Raw genomic sequence first — 23,346 nt, forward strand, 5'->3', positions numbered from 1 at the left:
TCGCTGTATCACGCTGGCTCAGAACCCCCGATCGAGGACGAGCAAGCGTGGAGCAGGCGTTTTCGCAAGAGGCATGCGGTCCGGTCGTTGGCGTGGTGCTTGCCGGCGGACGGTCGAGCCGCATGGGCGGCGGCGACAAATGTCTGCGGCCGCTCAGTGGAAAGCCGATCCTCGCGCACATTATCGAGCGCCTCGCGCCTCAGGTCTCAGCGCTCATCATCAATGCGAATGACGGCGAAGAACGGTTTGCCGCGTTCGGCTTACCGGTGGTCGCCGACAGCGTCGAGGGCTATGCCGGGCCACTTGCCGGCGTGCATGCCGGGCTTGCATGGACCAAGACGAATATGCCCGACGCGCGTCACATCGTGACCGTGGCTGGGGATACGCCCTTCTTTCCCCTCGATCTCGTGGAGGGTTTTCGAGCGGCGGCGAACGGGCGCGAGCACGCGCTGGCCGTGGCCCGTTCGGAGGAGGGCGTCCACCCCGTCTTTGGCCTATGGCCGGTGAGCGCCGCCGACATGCTGGCGACGGCTCTGCACGATGGCGCGCGGAAGGTCACGACCTGGCTTGCCGAACATGGCGCGGCCGAAGTTTCCTTTCCGCCGGTGACGATTGCCGGACGCGCGATCGATCCCTTCTTCAACATCAATCGTCCTGAAGATCTCGCCGAGGCCGAGGCACTGCTTGCACCGCAGCGCTAGGCCGCATCAAGCCACGTGGCTTGCAAGCTTGCCGCTGACGCGATGGGGATGTGTGAAGACCTCAAATCCGTCTTTCCGCGCGATAGCGATCAGCGTCATGCCGGCTGTGTCGGCCATGCGCACGGCAAGCGCGGTCGGCGCCGAGACGGCCGCAATGATCGGCGCCCGGATCGCGGCCGATTTCTGCACCATCTCCACGGATACGCGACTTGTCAGCACAACGAGGCCTTCTTTGGCTGTGGTGCTTTCGCGTGTGAGGGCGCCTGCAAGCTTATCCAGAGCGTTGTGCCGCCCGACATCCTCGCGGACGGCGACGAGCCCGCGCTCGGGCTCCCAGAATCCCGCAGCATGCACGGCGCGGGTTTCGCGATTGAGAATTTGCAATGGAAAGAGCGAGTCCACCGCCGTCATAATCTGATCCGGCGTGAAGACAAGGCCTTCGCCCACGCCAGGGGGCGGCCGCATCGCCTCGGTCAGGGTCTCAATGCCGCAGAGCCCGCAGCCCGTCGGCCCTGCGATCTTGCGCCGGCGGCCGAGAAACTCCGCTGCCTGCGGCCCCGTCAGCCAGATGCGAAGCTCGATGCCGACATCCTGCTCGACGACCTCGATGCCTTCGATCTCATCGGGGGAGGCGATGATGCCTTCGGTCAGGCTGAAGCCGACGGCGAAATCGCCGAGATCCTGCGGCGTCGCCATCATCACGGCATAGGAGGCCGTGTTGTAGGTGAAGGCGATTGCGGTCTCCTCGGGGATAGCACGCTCGCCCTCGACGCAGCCAGAGGCGCGCCAGCTGGAACGTGGAACGCGGAGGACGGGAGGCGGCATCGGCACTATCCAGTCAAGGGCTGCTTCGACATCCCCCTTTCTAGCGCCCTCAGTTTACCGGCGCCAACGCGCTTTCGGCGTTGTGCCTAAGGAGAGCGGAAAGGCCGGTTGGGGTCGAGACCGGGGGCACCCAATCGAGGCGCCCTAAGGCCGAGGAATCGGCCACCAGCGAGCCGAATAAAGGCTGATACGTCTCGGCCCGTCCCCGCGCACGCAAGGCGGCGGCAAGAACGGATCTCGGCACATAGAAGAGAGACGGCTTGCGTCCGAGGCCTTCACGCATCGCCGCGATCATGGCGCCAATGGTCAGGGGTTTAGGATCGGCCACGATGAGCGGCCGGCGCAGCTGCGACGGCGCCAAGAGGACCTTGTCGATCGCCTCGACAAGATTGTCGAGCGCGAGCAGGGAATGCTCGGTCTTCAGCCCCGCAAGCGGCAACGGATAGGGTGAGCGGGCGAGCTGCATCAGCCTTGCCATGTTGCCTTGCACGCCAGGCCCATAAACAAGCGCGAGGCGCAGCGCAACCCAGTCGAGGTCGGTCTCGGCAAGACCGCGCTCTGCCTCGAGCTTGGAGCGGCCATAGTCATCGGTCGGGGCGGGTTCGCGATCCTCCGTCAGCACGCTGTCCGCGGTGGGTCCGGCCTGGGCCCGAAGCGAAGAGAGAAAGACGAAGCGCTTCACCTTGGCGCGCTGCGCGGCGCGCGCAAAGGCGATGGTCGCTTCGCTATTGAAAAGGCGATAGTCGTCATCGGGCATCCCCGACATGCTCGGCGCGAGGCCTGCGGAATGGATGACCGCGTCGACCTCGGCGAGGGCCTCGGCCATGTTATGTGGTCGCGCCAGATCGCCAATGACAGCGCTCGCGCAGCCGGTCGGCAGCATGCTTGGACGCCGAAGGAGAACGCGGATGCGATAGCCACGTTTTTGCAGCTCTTGCAGGAGATATTGGCCGATAAAGCCGGTGGCGCCAGTCAAGGCGAGCAGCGGCTTGCGGCCAGAAGTCGGAATCCCCGTAGCCCGTTCCACCATGCAAGTTGCCAGAACGCCCGCCTTGGAGATGCGGGCTATTCGCATTGCGATCGACCTAGTGGACTACCGCAATTGGGCCAAAGCAAGCCCTACTGCGGCAGCGTGGTTTGCGCTCCTGCCTTGACCACCGACGGTGGATTCCATTTCCCTGTCAAGGCATCGGATTTCGGCGCATAGAGCCGCATTGTCAGCGTGAAGGGACCTTTTGGCGCAGGCAGCCAGTGATTCCAGATGGCGCAAGAGGGCTATCCCTGGCAAAGACGCCACCTCGATTTGGCGGATCTTGACCGCGGGCCGGTCTTCGGCTTTCAGATGCGTGCGCAACGGTTCACGCCTTTGGGCGTGGATTTGGTCGTCCCCGATCGGTTATTCCCTAAACCGCAAGCTGCGCTACACTGAGTGTTAAACGCGAGAATGGAGAGCATTGATGGACCTCGCTGAGCTGAACAAAGTGGCGAACGCCATGGTCGCGCCCGGCAAGGGTATTCTCGCCGCCGACGAATCCGGCGGAACGATCCAGAAGCGCTTCACTGCGATCGGCGTTGAATCCACCGACTATACCCGCCGCGATTATCGTGAGCTTCTGTTCCGTTCGGCCAAGGCCATGACCGACCATATCTCCGGCGTCATTCTCTTTGACGAGACCATCCGGCAGAAGGCGGCGGACGGCACGCCGCTCGTGAAACTGATCGAGCAAGCCGGATCGGTCCCGGGCATCAAGGTTGACAAGGGCGCGAAGCCGCTGGCGTTTTGCCCCGGCGAGACCATCACCGAGGGCCTGGACGGATTGCGCGAGCGGCTCGTCGAGTATCGCAATCTCGGCGCCAAGTTCTGCAAATGGCGGGCTGTGATCGATATCGGCCCCGGCATCCCGAGCTATGACTGCGTCCACTCAAATGCGCACGCGCTCGCGCGCTACGCAGCGCTGTGCCAGGAGGAGAATCTGGTGCCGATCGTGGAGCCCGAGGTTCTCATGGACGGCGATCACGATATGGACCGTTGCCTGGAGGTCACCGAATTCGTGCAGAAGGCGGTTTTTCAGGAGCTCTATTACGCCAAGGTCAAGCTCGAAGGCATCGTGCTTAAGCCGAACATGATCGTGCCCGGCAAGAAATGCGCAAAGCAGGTCTCCGACGCAGAGATCGCCGAGAAGACGTTGCGCGTGTTGAAGGAGTGCGTGCCGCCGGCCGTTCCCGGGATCGCGTTCCTTTCCGGCGGACAGTCGGACGTGGAGGCCACCGCACGGCTCGATGCCATGAACAAGATCGGCGGGGCGCCGTGGAAACTCAGCTTCTCCTATGGCCGGGCACTCCAGGCGGCGCCGCAAAAGGCTTGGGGCGGCAAGACCGGCAATGTCGCGGCGGCGCAAGATGCGTTCGCCCATCGGGCGAGAATGAACGGGCTCGCGAGCCTCGGACAGTGGCAGCGGGAGATGGAAAAGGCGGCCTGATTTGGCTGACATTTCAAAGCCGAATGTCGCGATCACCTATTGCCGCCTGTGCAACTGGCTGTTGCGGGCAGGGTGGATGGCGCAGGAGCTGCTCTCGACCTTCGCCGAGGAGCTGGGTTCGGTAACCCTGATCCCCGACGATACCGGCGGGGTGTTCGAGGTGCGCATCGGCGACGAGCTCATCTGGTCGCGCAGCGAAAAGGGGCGCTTTCCGGAGATCAAGGAGCTGAAACAGATCGTCAGGGACAAGATCGCCCCGGCGCGCGACCTCGGCCATATCGATCACCGGGAAAAGGCGCACAAATAAGGGGAATTGCGGGGGGAATTGTGGGGACAACGGGGATTTAGCGCACAGCGCTCAGCACTGGTAGTGCGGTCTCCGACCTCCCACATGAGGGGAAGATCGTTAGACCCGAATTCAAGGAAGACCAGAATGACCGAGCCCGTCGTCGTCACCATCCCGCATAGGCTGAGCAAGGACGAAGCCATCCGCCGCTTGCAGACGGGCTTCGGCAAGGTCCGCACCACGTTCGGCGAGAAGTTCGTCGTGCTGAAGGATGAGTGGTCGGGAGACCATCTCGATTTCCGCGCCAACCTGCTCGGCCAGACCACGACCGGCACGGTCGATGTCGCGGAGGATCATGTGCGGCTCGAGGTGCAACTGCCGTGGTTCCTGTCGCTGCTCGCCAACAAGGCGAAGGCCCTGGTGCAGCGGGAAGGCAAGCTGATGCTGGAGAAGCCGACCAAGCCGACCACGCGCGCGTAAACGAACGGCTCTCCTCGCGCGAGAGCAGCGTTGTTTCTCTTCTATTGGATGGCGACGATCTCGGCCTCGGTCGGCCCGGCCTGCACCACTTCACCGACGGGCTTGCCCATCAGCGCCTGCGCGAGCGGCGATACGTAAGAGAGCGTGCCGGCGACGGGGTCGGCCTCATCCTCGCCGACGAGACGATAGGTCTGCTCGCGGCCGTCGTGGCGCTTGATGGTGACGGTCGAGCCGAAGCGCACTTCTTTATTGTCCTCCGGCGCCTCCACCAATTGGGCGGTCGAGCGGCGCGAGGTCCAGTAACGCAGATCCCGATTGATCTTGGCGAGGCGTATGCGGTCGTCCGCGTCATGCGCCGCTGCATGATCTATGTGCAGACGCGCCAATTCCGCCTCGATCAACTCAAGGCCCGTGGGCGTCACGAGGTTATGGGAGGTGACCGGACGATCGGGAAGATCGTCGTAGATGTCCCCGCCCTCCTCCTCCTTGGTGAAGGCTTTGCTCATGAAGAACTATAGCATGTCGGGTTGTAAAATATCGGAGCTTCTGATCCCGCGATAACCGGGCCTTGTGGCCCTTGCTTAGCTGATTGCGTGGAACCGAACCCTAGGCTAATTCTGAATTGCTAAACGAATAGGCAACGCCACCAAATTGGGCAAGGCGCGCCAGGGGGAGGGGGAAACGATGATCGACGCGGGGAACACCGCTTGGCTGATCACGGCCACGGCGCTCGTTCTATTCATGACATTACCTGGACTTGCCCTGTTTTATGGAGGCCTCGTCCGCGCCGAAAACCTGCTTTCGGTGCTGATGCAGTGCTTCAGCATTGCGGCGCTCGTCTCGGTGCTGTGGCTCGTCGCCGGGTACAGCCTCGCCTTCGGCGGCGGCGGCGACTGGATCGGCACGTTGGACAAGGCGCTGCTGATCGGCGTGGCCCGCGACGCAGCCGACGCCACGACGGGCGTTCCCGAGAGCGTCTTCTTCATGTTCCAGATGACCTTCGCCATCATCACCCCGGCGCTGATCGTCGGCGCCTTTGCCGAGCGTATGCGGTTCGGGGCGGTGCTGCTTTTTTCCGCACTTTGGCTTTTTCTTGTGTATGTGCCGGTCGCGCATTGGATTTGGGGCGGCGGCTGGCTCGCGGATCTCGGCGTGCTCGATTTTGCCGGCGGCCTCGTCGTGCATCTCACCGCCGGAATCTCCGCGCTGGTGCTCGCTATTGTCATCGGCCCGCGCTTGGGCTTTCCCGACGATGTCACGCCGCCGCACGCGCCCTGGATGACGATGGCGGGCGCCTGCATGCTCTGGGTCGGATGGTTCGGCTTCAATGCCGGGAGCGCGCTCACCGCGGGCGCGAGCGCGGGCATGGCCATGACGGTCACGCATCTTTCCGCTGCCACTGCAACGCTGGTCTGGATCACCATCGAATGGTTGAAGTTCGGCAAGCCGAGCATGATCGGCGCGGTGACCGGCGCCATCGCCGGGCTCGCAACCATCACGCCCGCGTCCGGCTATGTCGGTCCCGGCGCGGCGCTGGTCCTCGGGCTCGTGGGCGGCACCGTCTGCTACGCCATGGTGGGGGTGATCAAGCGGCGTTTCCGCATTGACGACTCGCTCGACGTGTTCGCGGTGCACGGCGTGGGCGGCCTGATCGGCGTGGTGCTGACATCGGTGTTCGCAGACGCGGCTCTGGGCGGTGTCGGTTACGCAGAGGGCCAAACCATGGGCGGACAATTCCAGGTTCAGCTCATCGGGATCGCTGCTACTCTGCTATGGTCGTTGGTGGCGAGCGTCGTCATCGCCAAGGTGATTCAAACAATCGTCGGGTTGCGCGTGAACGCTGAGACGGAGGAGCAAGGGCTCGATCTCAGAATTCACGGCGAACGCGGCTACAACATGTGATGGGGCGCCATCAATGAAATACATTATTGCAATCATCCAGCCGCATCGTCTCGATGCCGTGCGCGAGGCTCTGGTCCCAATCGGGGTGCAGGGCCTGACCGTCAGCGAGGTCCGCGGCTTCGGCCGGCAGAAGGGCCAGACCGAAATCTATCGTGGCGCGGAGTACACCATTCACTACGTGCCAAAGGTGAAGATCGAAGTCGCGGTCGACGATGGCATATCAGACTCCGTGGTCGAAGCGATTGGCAACGCCGCGCGGACGGGCCGCATCGGCGACGGCAAGATTTTCGTGCTCGATCTCGAGGGCGCCATGCGCGTGCGCACCGGCGAGATGGGCGTCGAGGCGCTCTAGAGCGGTTCGATTGCTATCTTGCGCGGAGGTGCGAAAGGGGAGGCCGTCGCGGTTGGACTTTACGAATTACCAGAAGCAACTCTTCGCGCAGCCTGAAGGCGAAATCACCGTCGCCACGACGGTGCGCAATTTCGCGGGTTGGTTCTTCGACCTGCTGCGCAATTTCGTGCTCGTCGGCGGTTTGAAATATTTCGCGGTGAAGTCCGGCAGCGACGTGCTGTTCTATCTGCACGAATTCGCGCTGATCGTGATCTTTCTCTACTGCCTGTCCTATGTCGACCAGTGGTACGTCAATCTATTCGGCTTCATGGAAAATCGGAAGCTCGGCTACTGGCTCGACATCGGTTTCAACGGCGTCGTCGCGATCGCGATCTTTCTCATCATACATCGCGGCGCATCGATCATCGTCGCCGAAATCTCCCGCGCGCAGTGCTAGTCCGCGACGAGCAAGGCGACGGGCAAGCGCACAAGAGCATCCGCTACCCGAATCCGATCAGCCTCCACGCGGCACGCCTCGGCGGTCAAAACATTGAGCCAGGTGAGATCTTTCAACCCGGGCGGCACTGATACAGTGGTGTCGTCCCAAGCGTCCGGCGGAATGAGCGGTACGGCGCTGTCGGCCAGCAACGCGCGCGCCCGGACCGGCGCAATCACAATCGCAGCGTCCGCGCCGTCCTCGCGCAGGAAGGCGACAACGCGCTCGCCTTGCGCTCCGTGGACGGCAAGCGGCGTGTAGACCCCGCCGGTAAACAGCGCGGGGTTTGCGCGCCGTGCGGCAAGCGCAGCCTTGACGATGGCAAGCTTGATCGCGCCGCCTTTCCAGTCTCCCAGCAATGAACCGGCGTCCACAACTTCGCTATCCAACGCATACTTCCTCGCGTTGAAATCGACCGGCCTACGATTGTCGGGATCGACCAGGCTCAGCTCCCAAAACTCGGCGCCCTGGTACATGTCGGGGACGCCCGGCGCTGTCAGCTTGAGCAGAGTCTGGGTCAGGCTGTTTAGCGCGCCGGAAACTTGCAGCTTTGCCTGCGCGCTGGCGAAATCCTCCAGGAAGGCACGGCTTTTGCCAGCATCGAGCACGCCGCGCACGAAGTCTTCCACAGCCTGCTCATAGGATTCGTCGGGGGCAGTCCAGCTTGTGCGCAGCTTCGCCTCGCGGGTTGCCTTCTGCATGAAGGCGGCCATGCGATCGGCGAGCGCGGTCAAGACGGGGGCGTCCGTAATGTCGATCTGAAACGGCCATGCACCCGCGAGCGCCTGATAGAACATCCATTCCTCGTTCGGTCCAGGCACCGGCGTATCATCGATGTTCGTTCGCAAGACCGCATTCATCTCGTGCCAGCGGGTGACGCATTGCGCCCAGGAGCCGGGGTCTTCGCTGAAGGCGTAGAGGCGGGCGCGGGCATCCTCGCCGCGCTTAGTGTCGTGGGTCGAGGTTGCGAGGAGGCCGAGTGGCTGGTGCTCGCGGCGCGCCTGCATGTCGTCATGGAAGCGCTGGATCGAGCAGCCGAAGGCGTCGGGCGAACCGCCGACCTCGTTCAGCGCGATGAGGCGGTTATAGCGGAAGAACAGCGTATCCTCGACGGCCTTGGCCATGAGGGGGCCGGTCGTTTGCTGAAAACGGGTGGCGAAGGTCAGCGCCACGGCGCGCTGGGCCGGATCGTCGAGCTGGAGACGCCAGATGCGGGCGATAAAATCTATCGCAGCATCGTCCTCGACCTCGCGCGTGCTCTTGGCCTTGGTCTCGGCCTCGGCGATCAGCGCCTCGTCTTCGGCGCGGGGGCCTTCGACATCGACATAGGTGCGGTAGACTGGAAGCGAGGTCGCCATCTCGATGATGGCGCGGCGGAGCGTATCGCGGCCGAAATCGCGCGTGGACAGATCCGCTTGTGCGAGCCCCGATGCGAGGCCGGTCAAGACATCAAGCTCGCCGGCGAGATTGCGCACGAAGATGTGGCGCTTGGTGGCGGAAAGCTGCGCCGCATAATCGAGCGTCTCCCCGATAAAGTCGTGATAGGCGGCCGTGAGCGCGACTTCGCCCGCGGAGTCGGTGAGAAGGCCGCCGAGGGAGCGGATGAACTCGTAGCCGGTCGTGCCTTCGATCGGCCAATCGGCGCGGAGCTCCTCGGCGGAGCCAAGGATCTTCTCCACGAGCAGGAAGATATTTTTGCCGGGCGTGGCGTCGCGAAGCCTGCGGACATAGCTCAGCGGGTCGGCGAGGCCATCGACATGGTCGAGGCGGAGCCCGTCGATCGCGTCGTCCTCGATGAGCTGCACCATCAGACGGTGCGCATCCTCGAACACGCTCGGCTGCTCCATGCGCACGCCGACGAGATCCGCGACTTCGAAGAAGCGGCGATAGGTGAGGGTCTCGCGCGCGGCGCGCCAATAAGCGAGGCGCCAGGCTTGCGCTTCATGCAGGGCATGGATCGCATCGCGGTCGCCCGCGACATAAGCGATGGCGCTAGCAAGCGCCTGCTTCTGGCCGGGCTCGCGCGCGCGCTGTGCAAGCTCGGTCTTCAGCTCGGCGGACGTTTCGGGCGTGGCGACGGCGAAGCGGTTCGTCAGGTCGGCGAAAACATCGTCGGCCTTGGCAAGGATGGTCGCATAGGCCGGGGGACTGATGGGAAGCTTGAGGCCGCCGGTGGTGAGACTGATGCCGCCATCGTTGCTGTCGAAATAGAGCCCGAAGGCCCCGCGGTCGAGCGCCGCGCCATAGGGCTCGCCGAGGACCGGGATGAGCAGCTTCGGCGCCGACCAATCGATATCGAAATAATGGGAGTAGGGGCTTTGCGCGCCCCATTCGAGCACGTCGCGCCACCACGGATTTGAGGGGCTTGCGCCCATGTGATTGGGAACGAAGTCGAGAATGACGCCGATCTTCTCGGCATGGAGCGCCGCGACCATCGCGCGGAAGCCGTCCGCACCGCCAAGGTTGCGCTCGATTTGATCGTAGCTTGCGGTGTCGTAGCCGTGGGTCGATCCCGGCACGGCGCGCAGGATGGGGGAGGCGTAGAGATGGCTGATGCCGAGGCCCGCGAGATAGGGCGCGAGGCCCGCGGCTTTCGCGAAGTCCACGCCTTCGCGAAAATGCAGGCGATAGGTGGCGCGGAGCGGCCTCACGACCGCGGACGCTCGGACGCGACCGCCTCCGTCAGCGCGGCGTAAAGCTTGTGCGCCTCAAGCGCCTCGATGGTCACCGCCATCTTGCGCTGCCAGTTCGGATGCTCGCGGATCGTACCCGGCACATTCGCCTGCTCGACCTGGCCGAGCGCGTCGTCGATCTGCACGGCGAAGAGGCGGCAGGGCGTGCGCGCGAGGAAACGATGCGCGGCGACGAGCAGCGCGTCGCTCATGGTTTTGTCCTTAAGCGCCGTCTCCACACCTTCCGGAAGCAGGAGGGCCTGGGCCAGGGTCTCAAGCAACTGACGCTTGCCGCGCTTGCGGTCGAAACTGTGGTTCTCCGCGTCCGCCGTGCTGCAACGGTTCGCGCGCATGCGCCATTGAATGTCGTTCCCGATCCACCAGCCCTTCAGGGTCGGGAGGTCATGGGTTGAGGCGCAGACCAGCGCTTCGCGGCGGAAGGCATTAGGCTGGCGGAAGATGCCGGCGTCTTGCGCGAAATAGAGCACCTGGTAGCTGAGCAGGCCGGCGCGCACGATGGTGTCGGTGAAGCCGGGCGGCACCGTGCCGAGATCCTCGGCAATCACGATGCAGCGGAACACCCAGCTTTCCTCCGCGACGGACTCCAGGAGCTGGCGGAAGGGGTAGCGGAGATAGGCGCCATTGCGCGCGCCGTCGCCTTCCGGGATCCAATAGAGCCGCTGCAAGCCCATGGCGTGATCGAGGCGAATGGCCCCGGCGTGGCGCATGCCGGCACGCAGCAGCGCGCGGAACGGCTCGAAGCGCTCCTGCGCCAGGCCCGGCGAGGAGAACGGCACCAGCCCCCAGTCCTGGCCGTCGGCGCCGAAGGGATCGGGCGGGCAGCCGATGCGGGCATGGAGCGCGATGGCCGGGCCGCCATACCAGGCGCGCGAGCCGTCGGGCGAAATTCCGACGGCGATGTCGAGATAGAGCCCGATGCGCATGCCGGCGGAGGTGGCGCGGGCTTGCGCTTGCGTGAGCTGGCTGTCGGCGATCCATTGCAGCCAGGCGTGGAACTCGATGCGGCGGCGCGCGCCGCGGGCGAAGTCGCGCACGGCGAGGCTTTTGCGGTTGCGGTAGTCTTCCGGCCAACTCGTCCAGGCGACGCTGCCGCCGCGCGTGACGATCATCTCGGAGAGCGCCTCGAACAGCGCGTGATTGCTGAGATTCTCGCCTTGCTCGCGGCGATAGCGCAGAAAGGCGTCGTGCTCCTCCTTGCTCGCACGGGCTGTGAAGCGGCGGAACAGGGCCTCAAGCGCGCGGACCTTGAGGGGATGCATGGTCTCGTAATCGACGAACTCGGTCTCGCGGAGCGCGGGCAGGCTCGCGAGAAGGTCGTCGCGCTCGGGCAGATGATCGAAGCCCGGCACCTTGTCCGGCGCGATATAGAGCGGGTTGAGGAAGACGCGGCTCGATGGACTATAGGGGCTGATGCGGGTCGGGTCGGCGAGGAAGAGCGCGTGCAGCGGGCTCACGCCGATAAAGTCCGCGCCGCGGGTGGCGGCGGATTCGGCGAGGCGGGCGAGATCCTCGAAATCGCCGATGCCCCAATTGCGCTCCGAGCGGAGCCCGTAGATCTGCGCCGCGAGCCCCCAGACACGCTGATCGACGAGGAAGGAGGGCCAGAAGGCGCTTTGCGGCACCGTGACATTGGCGTCGCCTGGCGCGGTGGCCGGGGCTGCTTTAAGGCTGGCGTCGATCTCGGCCCCTGTCGATGCCTTCACGCCGAGCGCGGTCAGCACCTTGACCTTGGCCTCGGGCGGGGTGGTGACCCAGTCGCCCTTCTCGCTGACATAGCCCGGTGCGATGCCGTAGCGCTCGGCGAGCTCTTCGAGCCTATTCGTCATCGCGCGCTCCCGGTGTTTCAGCGACGCGGCGGCAGACCACCGACCACGGGGGCAGGCTGCCGGTTTCAAGCGCTCTGGCGGCGCCGTGCGGGTGCTCGGCGATGAGGGTGCCACCGCCTGCGGGAAGCGTAGCGTCCTCGGATCCGAGATTGGCGGAGACGACGAGGCTGCCCGCGGCGGTGCGCCAGCGGACGGTGAAGGCCGACCCGTCCAGCGCCTCGACGCTGCCGGCATAGCCGCCGATATGGGCGAGCTCCGGCACGATGTGCGCTCTCCGCGCGGTAAGCAGCGCCTTGATGAGGCCTGCGCGCTTTGCAGCTGCGCCGTCCGGGGCAAGGCGCGAACGGGTGAAGGTCTCAAGGCTGTTGGGGTCGGGAATGAGATTCCTTTCAAAGGCTTCCGTGAACGTCTTCACCTTGCGGAATTCCGCGCGGCGGCCTTTGCGCACGGCATCGGCAAGCTCGCCGTGAAAGTCGGTGAAGAAAAAGAATGGGCGCGTCTCACCATATTCCTCGCCCATATAAAGGAGCGGGATTTGCGGGGAGAGAAGGAGCAGCGCGAGCGCGGCCTCGACGGCTTCAGGCGGTGAGAGGGTGGTGATGCGGTCGCCGACGGCGCGGTTACCGATCTGATCGTGGTTCTGGACAAAATTGATAAAGGCCGTCGGCGGCAAATGCCCGGACGGCTCGCCGCGCTCGGTACCGTCGCGGTAGGGAGACGCCTCGCCCTGATAGGAGAAGCCGCGCGCCAGCATATTGGCGATACGCTCGACAGGCGCGTCGGCAAAGTCCTGGTAATAGCCTTCGTCCTCGCCGGTCAGAAGCGCGTGCATGGCGTGGTGCCAGTCGTCATTCCATTCCGCGGTGAAGAGAAGCGGGCGGTTGCGCTTGTCGAATTCGAGCAAGCGCGTGGAATTGTGATCGTCCTCACAGGTGAGATGGATGCGCCGGTCGGGAAAGCGGGCACGCACTTCGCGCGCCATCTCGGCGAGGATCGGTTCTTCGGTCTGATCCTCGATCTGATCGACGGCATCGAAGCGCAAGCCGTCGAAGCGGTACTCCTCGAGCCAGTAAAGAACGTTGTGCAGGAAGAAATCGCGCACCGGCTTGCGCTCGAACGCGATGGCGCTGCCCCAGGGCGTGTGGCGCTCGGGATGGAAGAAGTCCGGCGCATAGAGATGCAGATAATTCCCGTCCGGGCCGAAGTGATTGTAGACGACGTCGAGCAGCACCATGAGACCCTTGGCGTGCGCCGTGTCAACAAGGCGCTTCAAGCCTTCCGGGCCGCCATAGGCCACATGCGGTGCAAAGAGCAGCACGCCGTCATACCCCCAGCCGCGATTTCCGGAAAATTGCGCGACCGGCATGATCTCGATGGCGGTCACACCAATATCGACGAGGCGATCGAGATCGGCGGCGACGCCCTCGAAGTCGCCGCTCTGCGAGAAGGTGCCGGTATGCAGCTCGTAGATCACCGCCTCGGTCCAGGGCCGGCCCTTCCAGGTGTGCGCCTGCCAATCATAGGCGCGGGGATCGACCAGACGGCTCAAGCCATGCACATCACCGATCTGCGCGCGAGCGGCGGGATCCGGCACCACGGTGCCGTCCGCCAGCGCGAAGCCGTAGCCTGCGCCGGGCTTGACGGCGTTGGTGGTCAGCTCGAACCAGCCGCCGCCAGCGTCCGGCATCGGCAGGATCGCGCCGGTGTCGCCGACGACGAGGCCGACGCTCTTTTGCGCCGGCGCCCTGAGCCGGAAGCGGACGCCGTCTTCTAAAATCTCTGCGCCGAAGGGAAGGCGATGCGCGAAGCCGCCGGTCAAGGTTGCACCCGCTCGAAAAGCAACAGGCCGCGCGCGGGAATGGTTGTGCTTTCCGACTGCACATTTTCCGGTTCGGGCCGGATCAGCGCGTTGGCGGAATTGCAGAGAAGCCGCCACTGGAACGTCTCGTTGCCGAAGGTCGGGAATACGAAGCCGATGGGCTCCGCATCGCTGTTGAAGAGCAGCAGGAGATGGGTATCCTCCGTGGCAAGGGAGAGGCCTAGGCTCTTCGCGATCGGGTCTTCCCAATGTTCGGCGCGCTTGGGCTCGCCGTCGAACTTGAACCAGCCGACATCGGTCACCCCGGGCGCCACCGGCTCGCCGTGAATGAAACGCGCGCAGTGCAGAAGCGGAAACTCGGCCCTGAGGCCGACGACGCCGCGGGCGAATTTGAACAAAGCGCGGTCGCGTTCGCCAACATCGCGCCAGCGCATCCAGGAAATCTCGTTGTCCTGGCAAAAGGCGTTGTTGTTGCCGCCCTGCGTGCGGCCAAGTTCGTCGCCCATTTGCAGCATGGGGGTACCCTGGCTGAACAGGAGACTGGCGAAATGGGCGCGGCGCAGCCGGTCGCGAAGGTCGAGCACCGCCGGATCGTCGGTCGCGCCTTCGACGCCGCAGTTCCAACTCCTGTTGTCGTCATGTCCGTCCCGATTGTTCTCCTTGTTCGCCTCGTTGTGCTTGTCGTTGTAGGAGACGAGATCGAGCAAGGTGAAGCCGTCGTGAGCGGTGACGAAGTTCACGCTCGACCAAGGACGGCGCCCGCGGCGGTCATAGACATCGGCGGAGCCGAGCATACGGCGGCCGAGCGAGGGCAGGGTGGCCATGTCGCCCTTCCAATAGGCGCGGAGATCGTCGCGCCAGCGATCGTTCCATTCCGCCCAGCCCGGCGGAAAGGTCCCGACCTGATAGCCGTTATTCCCGATATCCCAGGGCTCGGCGATAAGCTTGACGTTTTTCAAGACCGGGTCCTGCGCGACGGAATCGAGGAAAGACGAGCTCGGGTCGAAATGGTCGCCGTCGCGCGCGAGCGTGGTGGCGAGATCGAAGCGGAAACCGTCAACGCCGCACTCCTCGACCCAATAACGCAGCGAATCCATCACGAGCTGGAGCACGCGCGGATGCGCCATGTTGAGTGAATTGCCGCAGCCGGTTGTGTCGACATAGTAACGCGCATTCTCCGCGAGCTTGTAGTAGGAGGCATTGTCGATGCCCTTGAACGAGAGCGAGGGGCCGAACTCGTTGCCTTCCGCGGTGTGGTTGTAAACGACGTCGAGAATGACCTCGAGGCCCGCGCCGTGAAGCGCGTCGACCATCGCCTTGAACTCTTCGATGCCGGCGCCCGCGGAGAGATAACGTTCGGCCGGAGCAAAATAGCCAACGTTGTTGTAGCCCCAATAGTTTCTCAAGCCCTCTTCGACGAGGTGGCGGTCGTCGACAAAGGCCTGCACAGGCAGCAGCTCGATCGCGGTGACGCCAAGCTTCAACAGATGTTCGACGATGGAGGGATGCGCGACGCCCGCAAATGTGCCGCGCAAATGCTCGGGAACGTCAGGATGCAGCGCGGTCAGGCCCTTCACATGGGCCTCGTAGATGACGGTCTCATGAAAAGGGCGGTTGGGCTTGGGCTGTTTCAGCTTCTCGCCGTTTCCCACCACAACGCATTTCGGCATGAACGGCCCACTGTCGCGCTCGTGAATAGCGAGGTCGCCGGCGCGCTTGGATACGCGATAGGCGAACAGCGAGTCGTTCCAGGTCAGAGGGCCCGCATGCAAACGCGCATAGGGATCAAGCAGGAGCTTGTGCGGGTTGAAGCGGTGGCCCGCGCGCGGATCGTACGGGCCGTACACGCGATAGCCATAAAGCTGCCCGGGGCCGATATCCGCGACATGGCCATGCCAGACCTCGTTCGTGTATTCGGGCAGCACGAAGCGCGCCGTTTCGCGCCCGTCGGGACTGTCGAAGAGGCAAAGCTCCACACGCGTGGCGTTGGCTGAGAAGAGCGCGAAATTTACCCCCTGGTCGTCAGGTGTCGCGCCCAGCGGCGAAGGCGCGCCGGGTCCGAGGCGCGTCGTCATACGTTAAGACTCCTGGTATTCGAAGATCAGCGTCGCGAGGGGAGGCAGCGTCAGGCTTATGGAATAAGGACGCTCATGCCAGCGCACTTGTTCCGCATCGACGCCGCCTTGATTGCCGACGCCGCTGCCGCCGTAAATCTCCGCATCCGTATTGAGACGCTCGCGCCAACGGCCGAGTTTTGGGACCCAAACGCGGTAATCGTAGCGGACCACAGGGGTGAAATTGCAGACGACGAGGACGGGCGGCGCGTTGTCGCAGCGGCGCAAGAAGGCGAGCACGCTGTTGTCGCCGTCATTGGCTTCGACCCATTCGAAGCCGGCGGGCTCGTTGTCCTTCTTGTAGAGCGCTGGGCTCGAGCGATAGACGGCGTTCAAGTCGCGGATGAGGCTCTGCACGCCGCGATGCTTGTCATCTTCGAGATGGAACCAGTCGAGCGCGCGGTCGTGGTTCCACTCACGGTCTTGCGCGAACTCACAGCCCATGAAGAGCAGCTTCTTGCCGGGATGTCCCCACATGAAACCGTAATAGGCGCGGAGATTCGCAAATTTCTGCCAGCGGTCCCCGGGCATCTTGGAAAGGAGCGAGCCCTTGCCATGCACCACCTCGTCATGGCTGAGCGGCAGAACGAAATTCTCCGAGAAGGCATAGATCAGCCCGAAGGTGAGTTTTTCGTGATGGTATTTGCGGTGAATGGGCTCCTTGCTGATGTAGGACAGCGTGTCGTGCATCCAGCCCATGTTCCATTTGTAGCCGAAGCCGAGGCCGCCGAGATAGGTTGGCCTGGAAACGCCGGGCCACGCAGTCGATTCTTCCGCGACGGTGGCGATGCCGGGAAATGCGCCGTAGGCAAGCTCGTTCAAGCGGCGGAGGAAGGCGATCGCGGCCAGATTCTCGTTGCCGCCATACTCGTTCGGAAGCCACTCGCCCTCTTTGCGGCTATAGTCGAGATAGAGCATGGAGGCGACGGCGTCAGCGCGGAACCCATCGATGTCGAAATGATCGAACCAATATAGCGCGTTGCCGGTAAGGAAGTTCGCCACTTCACGCCGGCCGTAATTGTAGATGAGCGTGTTCCAGTCCTGATGAAAACCGCGGCGCGGATCTTTGTGCTCGTAAAGCGCGCTGCCGTCGAAGCGGCCCAGGCCATGCGGGTCGGTCGGAAAATGCGCCGCGACCCAGTCGACGTAAACCGAGATGCCGGCTTCATGCAGGCGGCGGATGAAACGGGCAAAATCGTCGGGGCTGCCGAAGCGCGACGTGGGTGCGTAAAGCCCGAGCGGCTGATAGCCCCAGGAGCCGTCGAACGGAAACTCACTGACCGGCATAAACTCGACATGGGTGAAGCCGAGATCCTTGATGTAGGGGATGAGGCGGTCGCCGATCTCGTCATAGGTCAGAAATTCGCCGTCAGGGCTGCGCATCCAGGAGCCGAGGTGCATCTCGTAAATGGTGATAGGCGCATCGAGCGCGTTGGCCGTGCGCCGTGTCTCCTTCCAACTGTCGAGATGGGCGCTGCGGTCGCACGGGCCGTGCACGATGGAGGCGGTTGCCGGCGGGCGTTCCTGGTAAAAGGCGAAGGGGTCCGCCTTGAAAGGCTGCAGCGTTCCGCCAGATCCCAGGATCTCAAACTTATATTTCGCGCCGCGCTTCACGCCGGGCAGGAACAGCTCCCAGACACCGGCACGGTGGCGCAGCCGCATCGGGTGGCGCATGCCGTTCCATCCGTTGAAGTCGCCAACGACGCTGACCCTGCGCGCGTTGGGCGCCCATACGGCGAAAAGCACACCGTCAACGCCGTCGATGGCGCGGGGATGCGCGCCAAGGGCTTCCCAAATCTTTAGATGGTTGCCTTCGGCGATGAGCTCGAGGTCGATGTCGGGCAGGATCGGTGGGAAGCGGTAGGGATCGTCGTCCTCCCAGAGCGCGGTGCCATTGCGATAGCGGAGACGATAGGGAAATTTGCGCTCGCCCGGCAGCGGGGCGGCGAAGAAGCCGGCCGGATGGATACGCACCAACGCGCCGATGGTCTCGCCGGTCGTCGAGATGGCTTCGACAGCATCAGCCTCCGGCGCGAACACGCGCAGGGTCAGCTTCTTGCCGAAGCCGCCATGCAGCCCCAGCACGGCAAACGCATCGCCATGCGTGCCGCTCGCAAGCGCCTCGATATCTCTTTGGCCAGGGCTGAGGCTCGTTTTCAGTTCCACAGACATTTTTATTCCGCTCGCTCCTCGACAGGCTCGCGGGCGGTCTCCAGCAAGGCGAGGGTGGCGCGCAAAGGAATGGACACCAGAACCGGGCGGTTCGCGCCCTCATAGATAATCTCGGACAGCACCTTGTCGATCAGGAAGAGCGGAAGCAGGTCCGCGCCTACCGTCAAGGCGTGGGAGGTCGTACTCGCGGCGTCGCTGCGGGAGGATTCGTAGGCGCGCAGAAAAATACGCTCCGCCGACGTGCGCCAGCGCAGCGCGATATCTTGAATCTCGGCGAGCTGACCGACGCCGCGCTGCCGCTGCCGGTCGACCGCGGTGAGGGCGGCATAGTCGAACGAGCGCAACATACCGGCAATGTCGCGGGAGGCGGGCGCGCGCTCGCGGCACTCCGAGGTCGGACGTCCGGGCTCGCCGGCGAAGTCGACGATATAAACGTCGTTCTCGGCCACCAGGACCTTGCCGAGATGATAGTCGTTGTGCAGTCGGATCTTGACGCCGCGCGCGTTGCCCGGCACCAGCCCATCGATGGTTGCGAGGAGGTGCTCGCGAAGCCCAATCAGCTCGTTCGCCAAGCCGCGTGTCTCCTCGTCCAGCGTGTCGCCGACGCGCGCGATGGTGTCGAGCGCCTGTTCGGCTTGCGCGCGGGCGCGGGCATGCCATTGGTTGAGGTCGGCTTTCGTCACCGGCTCGGGCGCGAAGTCGGGATCGGTGGCCGCGGCAAAGATGCGATGCAACTCGCCGGTGCGGCGGCCGACGACCTCGATGATCGACAGCGAATAAGGGATACCAGTCTCGCTGCCTTCGGGAAGCTCGGCGCCGAAGACGACCTCTTCCAATTCACGGTCGAGTGCATTGACGACGACGGTCCAGCCGTCCCCCTGATTGCGAATATGCTGCAAAGCAACGGCGAGCGCGGTCGTGCGGTCGTTCTTGTCGATAAACTCCGCGAAGCCGAGCAGGCGCGGGCTGTTGGCGAAGCCGGCACCGGCTAGGAAGCGTCCGACCTCAATTTCCGGCTCGACGCCGCCACGGAGGCGGCGATTGATCTTGAGGTTGACGAGATTGCCGATATTGACGGAGGTGTGGCCGTGCTCCGCGCCGAGGCGCTGCACGGACAGCTCGCCGGACAGATCCATGCCGCGCAACATGTCGCTCGCCTCGAAGCGCACCTCGCCTGCCTCGCCCGCGAGGGCCAACTCCTTGCGCATGGCGTCGAGGACGGCTCGCGGAAAATCGTCGCGGACGCCGGCATCGAGCAGGAGGCCGCCGCGCGCGCCGCGCCTGATCTTGGCGAGCACATGAGCGAGGGCCGGATCGCCGGTGCGGAGATCTTCCTCGCCCCAGCCGAGCGCAAGCGGCAGCAAATAGCGCTGCTGCGGGGCGTCCTCCAGCTCGACATCGAGTGCGATCAGGAGAAAGCTTTCGCCGCCCTCGCGCGGCAGCTCGCCGAGACGCAAAGGCCGCGCGAGATTGACCACGGCGTCCTTGGCATCGAACCAGCGCTGGTTCTTCAAATACACCGGCAACAGGTGGCGGTTGAAGCGGTCGAGGCGCGCGATGTCCTCGCGCTGGCTCTCGACCAGGGTCCAGCCGCCGCTCAAGACAAGGGTCTCAAGCTCGGGCAGCGGCTCGGGCTCGACCACTTGCGGGGTGGGCAGGCTCACCTGGTCGGCGAGCTCGAACCAGTAGAAGCCGTAGGCGGGAAGGGTGAGAAGATAGGGCAGCGCGCCGATCGCCGGGAATTGCGAGCGGCCGGTGAGCTCGACGGGAACGCGCCCTTTATGGCTGCCGAGATCAAGCTCGACGGCCTGCGCGGAGCGGGAGAGATTAAAGACGCACAGCATCACCTCTCCCTCGAATTCGCGCAAATAAGCGAGGACCTTGCGGTTGCGCGGGTAAAGGAAGGCGAGCGTGCCGTGGCCGAAGGCCTTGTGCGCTTGGCGCACGGCGATGGTGCGCTTGGTCCAGTTCAAGAGTGAATTGGCGTGCTTCTGCTGCGACTCGACGTTCACGGTCTCGTAGCCGTAGATCGGGTCCATGATCGGCGGCAGATAGAGCCGTTGCGGATCGGCGCGGGAGAAGCCGCCATTGCGGTCCGCCGACCACTGCGTCGGCGTGCGCACGCCGTCGCGATCGCCGAGGTAGAAATTGTCGCCCATGCCGAGCTCGTCGCCGTAATAGATGACGGGCGTGCCGGGCATCGAGAGCAGGAGGCCGTTCAAGAGCTCGATCTTGCGGCGGTCGTTGTCGAGGAGCGGGGCGAGGCGGCGGCGAATGCCGAGATTGAGACGCGCGCGCTGATCGGTGGCGTAGGTCTGCCAGAGATAGTCGCGCTCTGAGTCCGTCACCATCTCCAGCGTCAGCTCGTCGTGGTTGCGCAGGAAGATCGCCCACTGGCAGTTGTCGGGGATGGACGGCGTCTGATTGATGATGTCGGTGATCGGATAGCGGTCCTCGCGCGCGAGCCCCATATAGATGCGCGGCATCAGCGGGAAATGAAACGCCATGTGGCATTCGTCGCCGCGGCCGAAATAAGGGCGCGTGTCCTCGGGCCATTGATTGGCCTCCGCAAGAAGCATGCGGTCGGGATAGCGGTGCTCGATCTCGGCGCGGAAGCGTTTCAGAATGTCGTGGGTCTCGGCGAGGTTCTCGTTGTTGGTGCCGTCGCGCTCGATGAGATAGGGCACCGCGTCGAGGCGCAAGCCGTCGACGCCGAGGTCGAGCCAAAACCGCATGGCGCGCAAGATGTCGACCATGACGCGCGGGTTGTCATAGTTGAGGTCGGGCTGGTGCGAATAGAAGCGGTGCCAGAAATAAGCCTGCGCGACCGGATCCCAAGTCCAGTTGGATTTCTCGGTATCGAGAAAGATGATGCGCGTGCCGGGATATTTCTCGTCGGTGTCGCTCCACACATAATAGTCGCGCCATTTGGAGCCGGGGCCGGCATAGCGGGCGCGCTGGAACCAGGGATGCTGGTCCGAGGTATGATTGACGACGAGCTCGGTGATGACGCGCATGCCGCGCGCATGCGCCGCCGCGACGAACTGGCGGAAGTCGCGCATCGTGCCGTAAGTGGGATTGATCGAGTTGTAGTCGGCGATGTCGTAGCCGTCGTCGCGCAGCGGCGAAGGATAGAACGGCAGGAGCCAGATCGCGGTGACGCCGAGATCCTGGAGATAATCGAGCTTCTGGAAGAGGCCCGCGAAATCTCCGACGCCGTCATTGTTCGCATCAAAAAAAGCTTTGATGTGAAGCTCGTAGATGACGGCGTTCTTGTACCAGAACCGGTCGGTGCGATCGATCATCCTAAAGACAATAACTTCTGAGTGGCCAGGGTTTCAGTCGCACCGCAATCTCGTTGATGGCTGAGGCAACGCGCCATCGAAGCCGACGAAGGCGCGGAGCGCAACCCTTGCCAATGCCAATAGCGGCGATACCGCCACGCCGGGTCATAGGGGTCAAGGGTCGAGTTTGCTAGGTTTATCAGGCAGCACCCGGCCTCTGGGCGAAGAGGTTGAGCGGTTGGGATTCCGACTCGGCAAAGGTCTGGAGGAAGCTGTCGCGCCAGTTAGCGACGTCATAGGTTTCGATGCGCTGCATGAGCCTATTGTGCCGGGCCCAGCGCTCCTGCCGCGGCATGGTGAGCGCACGGTCGAGCGCGCGCGCCATTTCGTTGGTATCGTGGGGATTGATGAGGAGCGCCTCGCGCAGCTGTTCGGCGGCGCCGGCGAAGCGCGACAGTACCAGCACGCCCGGATCTTCCGGCGCTTGCGCGGCAATATATTCCTTGGCGACGAGGTTCATGCCGTCGCGAAGCGGCGTCACCAAGCCGACGGCGCTTTCACGGTAGAGGCGCGCCAGGATCTCCTGCGGCACGGGGCGGTGCAAATAGGTGACGGGCTGCCAGGAGAGATCGCCGAAGCGGCCGTTGATGCGGCCGACAAGGCGTTCCACTTCCTCGCGGATCTCCTGATAGACGGGAAGCTCCTCGCGCGTCGGCGCGGCAATCTGCACGAGACGCACCTGCCGGCGGTGCTGCGGGTAAATTTCGAGCAGCTTCTCGAAGGCGCGCAGCCGCTCCGGCAGGCCCTTGGTGTAGTCGAGACGATCGACACCAATAATGGTCTTCACGTCGTCGGCAAGGAAGGGAAGCAGCGGACCCTTGGCGCTCTCGGTCTGGGCCAGGCGCACGAAGCCCGCGGCGTCGATACCAATCGGGAAGGCGGAGGCTTGCGTCGTTTGACCTTGCGCGGTGAGGCGGTCGCCGTCGAGCCGCTCGCCATCGAGAAAGGTCGTGACATAGCGCGCGAAGTTGTCTCGGTCGGCGCTCGTCTGAAAGCCGACCACGTCATAGGTCATCAGCGCATTGCCGAGCCGCTTCTGCTGCGGGACGGCGGCGAAGATCTCTGGCGAAGGGAATGGTGTGTGGAGGAAGAAGCCGATGCGCGAGGCGCAGCCGCGACGCTTCAATTCCTCGGCGAATGGAATCAGATGATAGTCGTGCACCCAAACCATGTCGCCCGGCAGCAGCAGCGGCATCAAGGCGTCGGCGAAGCGGGCGTTGACGTTGAAATAGATCTCGGCGTCTGATTCCTTGCAGCGGGCAAGGTCAAGCCGGTAGTGGAAGGCAGGCCACAGGCAGCGATTGGAATAGCCGTAATAATATCCTTCCTCTTCCTCCGGCGTCAGGTCGATGGTCGCCCGGGTCATCTCGCCGATCGTGTCGATTTTCGGAGGCGACTTCAGCGCATTCACGCTCGTTTGGCCGCTCGCGCCGAACCAGAGCCCGCGCGATGCCCGCAACGCATCGCCCAGCGCTACGGCGAGACCGCCGGTTTGGGTCTTGGCCGTGACATCCGCGACACGATTGGATACGACCACCAATCGGCCAGGCTTCTGAGCGATCTCCGGGCCTCCATTGTTGGCCGGCCGCATAGGCTTGGCGGGCATACCCAATTCGACCTTGGTGACGTTTGACATCTAGTCTAGCCCTCGGGATGACGTCGCCGTGTCCGGCTCGCCACCCTTATTTTTAAAAACGTAGGCAGCGAAAGAGTTCCCGAAATCCCTACAACTGTGCCGGTTAAGTGATTGCAAATTCCGTTCCATTGGATTGGATTGCTAACCTTTGGCAGTAAGTTGCTGGAATCAGAGACATCGTATGCGGAAGGCGCATGGTCGCATGACTGTAATGCCTAAATCCTTGCCAGCGATAGGAAGG

The 23,346-nt window shown here is 63.8% G+C and carries 17 protein-coding genes and 1 pseudogene; 7 read left to right on the forward strand and 11 right to left on the reverse strand.

What is annotated here, in order from left to right; translation table 11 throughout:
• The first annotated feature begins 122 nt into the window (after positions 1–122).
• Positions 123–701, forward strand: a complete 579-nt coding sequence (gene mobA / locus ACR2J1_RS04280; RefSeq protein ID WP_434018120.1) for a molybdenum cofactor guanylyltransferase MobA — start codon at positions 123–125, stop codon at positions 699–701.
• Between the two features lie 6 nt (positions 702–707).
• On the opposite strand, the gene fdhD is transcribed toward mobA, so the two are convergent.
• From fdhD to ACR2J1_RS04295, 3 genes and pseudogenes are all read right to left on the reverse strand, one after another.
• Complete coding sequence (fdhD, locus tag ACR2J1_RS04285) at positions 708–1,526, reverse strand: formate dehydrogenase accessory sulfurtransferase FdhD (protein ID WP_434018105.1); 819 nt, start codon at positions 1,524–1,526, stop codon at positions 708–710.
• Positions 1,527–1,575: 49 nt separating this feature from the next.
• Positions 1,576–2,556: an NAD-dependent epimerase/dehydratase family protein gene (locus ACR2J1_RS04290; RefSeq protein ID WP_434018121.1), complete on the reverse strand. Its 981-nt coding sequence runs from the start codon at positions 2,554–2,556 to the stop codon at positions 1,576–1,578.
• An 89-nt stretch (positions 2,557–2,645) separates the two neighbouring features.
• A pseudogene (locus ACR2J1_RS04295) lies at positions 2,646–2,780 on the reverse strand (DUF1254 domain-containing protein); the annotation flags it as partial.
• Positions 2,781–2,983: 203 nt separating this feature from the next.
• Between ACR2J1_RS04295 and ACR2J1_RS04300 the strand changes: the two are divergent.
• From ACR2J1_RS04300 to ACR2J1_RS04310, 3 genes are all read left to right on the forward strand, one after another.
• On the forward strand, positions 2,984–4,006 hold the full coding sequence (locus tag ACR2J1_RS04300) for a class I fructose-bisphosphate aldolase (RefSeq protein WP_434018106.1): 1,023 nt from the start codon (positions 2,984–2,986) through the stop codon (positions 4,004–4,006).
• A 1-nt stretch (position 4,007) separates the two neighbouring features.
• A complete protein-coding gene (locus ACR2J1_RS04305; RefSeq protein ID WP_434018107.1) occupies positions 4,008–4,313 on the forward strand; it encodes a SelT/SelW/SelH family protein in 306 nt (101 codons plus the stop codon).
• A gap of 126 nt (positions 4,314–4,439) precedes the next feature.
• Complete coding sequence (locus ACR2J1_RS04310) at positions 4,440–4,772, forward strand: polyhydroxyalkanoic acid system family protein (RefSeq protein ID WP_434018108.1); 333 nt, start codon at positions 4,440–4,442, stop codon at positions 4,770–4,772.
• A gap of 41 nt (positions 4,773–4,813) precedes the next feature.
• Here the strand turns inward: ACR2J1_RS04310 and greA are convergent, their stop codons facing one another.
• Positions 4,814–5,278, reverse strand: coding sequence for a transcription elongation factor GreA (greA, locus tag ACR2J1_RS04315; protein ID WP_434018109.1), 465 nt, complete (start codon positions 5,276–5,278; stop codon positions 4,814–4,816).
• A gap of 178 nt (positions 5,279–5,456) precedes the next feature.
• On the opposite strand from greA, the gene ACR2J1_RS04320 reads away from it, so the two are divergent.
• Genes ACR2J1_RS04320 through ACR2J1_RS04330 form a run of 3 tightly spaced genes read left to right on the forward strand, consistent with a single transcriptional unit; the run spans position 5,457 to position 7,462 of the window.
• The gene (locus ACR2J1_RS04320) at positions 5,457–6,674 is read left to right on the forward strand and encodes an ammonium transporter (RefSeq protein WP_434018110.1); all 1,218 of its coding nucleotides are present in this window, start codon (positions 5,457–5,459) and stop codon (positions 6,672–6,674) included.
• A 13-nt stretch (positions 6,675–6,687) separates the two neighbouring features.
• The gene (locus ACR2J1_RS04325) at positions 6,688–7,026 is read left to right on the forward strand and encodes a P-II family nitrogen regulator (RefSeq protein ID WP_434018111.1); all 339 of its coding nucleotides are present in this window, start codon (positions 6,688–6,690) and stop codon (positions 7,024–7,026) included.
• Positions 7,027–7,078: 52 nt separating this feature from the next.
• Positions 7,079–7,462, forward strand: a complete 384-nt coding sequence (locus ACR2J1_RS04330; RefSeq protein WP_434018112.1) for a hypothetical protein — start codon at positions 7,079–7,081, stop codon at positions 7,460–7,462.
• Here the strand turns inward: ACR2J1_RS04330 and treY are convergent.
• The 7 genes from treY to ACR2J1_RS04365 all read right to left on the reverse strand — a co-directional run bounded on the left by treY (position 7,459) and on the right by ACR2J1_RS04365 (position 23,105).
• Positions 7,459–10,152, reverse strand: coding sequence for a malto-oligosyltrehalose synthase (gene treY, locus ACR2J1_RS04335; RefSeq protein ID WP_434018113.1), 2,694 nt, complete (start codon positions 10,150–10,152; stop codon positions 7,459–7,461). The genes ACR2J1_RS04330 and treY overlap by 4 nt on opposite strands.
• On the reverse strand, positions 10,149–12,020 hold the full coding sequence (gene malQ, locus ACR2J1_RS04340; RefSeq protein WP_434018114.1) for a 4-alpha-glucanotransferase: 1,872 nt from the start codon (positions 12,018–12,020) through the stop codon (positions 10,149–10,151). Before malQ ends, treY begins: the two co-directional genes overlap by 4 nt.
• Positions 12,010–13,839 carry a malto-oligosyltrehalose trehalohydrolase gene (gene treZ, locus ACR2J1_RS04345; protein WP_434018115.1) on the reverse strand — a complete coding sequence of 610 codons (1,830 nt, stop codon included), beginning with the start codon at positions 13,837–13,839 and terminating at the stop codon, positions 12,010–12,012. The genes malQ and treZ overlap by 11 nt, the downstream gene beginning before the upstream one ends.
• Positions 13,836–15,914: a glycogen debranching protein GlgX gene (gene glgX, locus ACR2J1_RS04350; protein ID WP_434018116.1), complete on the reverse strand. Its 2,079-nt coding sequence runs from the start codon at positions 15,912–15,914 to the stop codon at positions 13,836–13,838. The genes treZ and glgX overlap by 4 nt, the downstream gene beginning before the upstream one ends.
• Positions 15,915–15,917: 3 nt before the next feature.
• Entirely contained in the window at positions 15,918–18,125 is a 2,208-nt protein-coding gene (glgB, locus tag ACR2J1_RS04355) for a 1,4-alpha-glucan branching protein GlgB (RefSeq protein ID WP_434018117.1), read from the reverse strand.
• A gap of 2 nt (positions 18,126–18,127) precedes the next feature.
• Positions 18,128–21,430, reverse strand: a complete 3,303-nt coding sequence (gene treS, locus ACR2J1_RS04360) for a maltose alpha-D-glucosyltransferase (protein ID WP_434018118.1) — start codon at positions 21,428–21,430, stop codon at positions 18,128–18,130.
• Positions 21,431–21,608: 178 nt separating this feature from the next.
• Positions 21,609–23,105 (reverse strand): alpha,alpha-trehalose-phosphate synthase (UDP-forming), encoded by a 1,497-nt coding sequence (locus ACR2J1_RS04365; RefSeq protein WP_434018119.1) that lies wholly within the window; start codon positions 23,103–23,105, stop codon positions 21,609–21,611.
• Between the last annotated feature and the right edge of the window lie 241 nt (positions 23,106–23,346).

The organism is Methyloceanibacter sp., assembly GCF_050999895.1.
In the GTDB taxonomy this organism is placed as follows: domain Bacteria; phylum Pseudomonadota; class Alphaproteobacteria; order Rhizobiales; family Methyloligellaceae; genus Methyloceanibacter.

What these genes read in the sequence shown, in the direction of transcription:
- mobA (WP_434018120.1), top strand. Translation starts at nt 123, where the DNA reads ATGGGCGGCGGCGACAAATGTCTGCGGCCGCTCAGTGGAAAGCCGATC.
- fdhD (WP_434018105.1), bottom strand. Translation starts at nt 1,526, where the DNA reads ATGCCGCCTCCCGTCCTCCGCGTTCCACGTTCCAGCTGGCGCGCCTCT.
- ACR2J1_RS04290 (WP_434018121.1), bottom strand. Translation starts at nt 2,556, where the DNA reads ATGGTGGAACGGGCTACGGGGATTCCGACTTCTGGCCGCAAGCCGCTG.
- ACR2J1_RS04300 (WP_434018106.1), top strand. Translation starts at nt 2,984, where the DNA reads ATGGACCTCGCTGAGCTGAACAAAGTGGCGAACGCCATGGTCGCGCCC.
- ACR2J1_RS04310 (WP_434018108.1), top strand. Translation starts at nt 4,440, where the DNA reads ATGACCGAGCCCGTCGTCGTCACCATCCCGCATAGGCTGAGCAAGGAC.
- greA (WP_434018109.1), bottom strand. Translation starts at nt 5,278, where the DNA reads ATGAGCAAAGCCTTCACCAAGGAGGAGGAGGGCGGGGACATCTACGAC.
- ACR2J1_RS04320 (WP_434018110.1), top strand. Translation starts at nt 5,457, where the DNA reads ATGATCGACGCGGGGAACACCGCTTGGCTGATCACGGCCACGGCGCTC.
- ACR2J1_RS04325 (WP_434018111.1), top strand. Translation starts at nt 6,688, where the DNA reads ATGAAATACATTATTGCAATCATCCAGCCGCATCGTCTCGATGCCGTG.
- malQ (WP_434018114.1), bottom strand. Translation starts at nt 12,020, where the DNA reads ATGACGAATAGGCTCGAAGAGCTCGCCGAGCGCTACGGCATCGCACCG.
- glgX (WP_434018116.1), bottom strand. Translation starts at nt 15,914, where the DNA reads ATGACGACGCGCCTCGGACCCGGCGCGCCTTCGCCGCTGGGCGCGACA.
- glgB (WP_434018117.1), bottom strand. Translation starts at nt 18,125, where the DNA reads ATGTCTGTGGAACTGAAAACGAGCCTCAGCCCTGGCCAAAGAGATATC.
- treS (WP_434018118.1), bottom strand. Translation starts at nt 21,430, where the DNA reads ATGATCGATCGCACCGACCGGTTCTGGTACAAGAACGCCGTCATCTAC.
- ACR2J1_RS04365 (WP_434018119.1), bottom strand. Translation starts at nt 23,105, where the DNA reads ATGTCAAACGTCACCAAGGTCGAATTGGGTATGCCCGCCAAGCCTATG.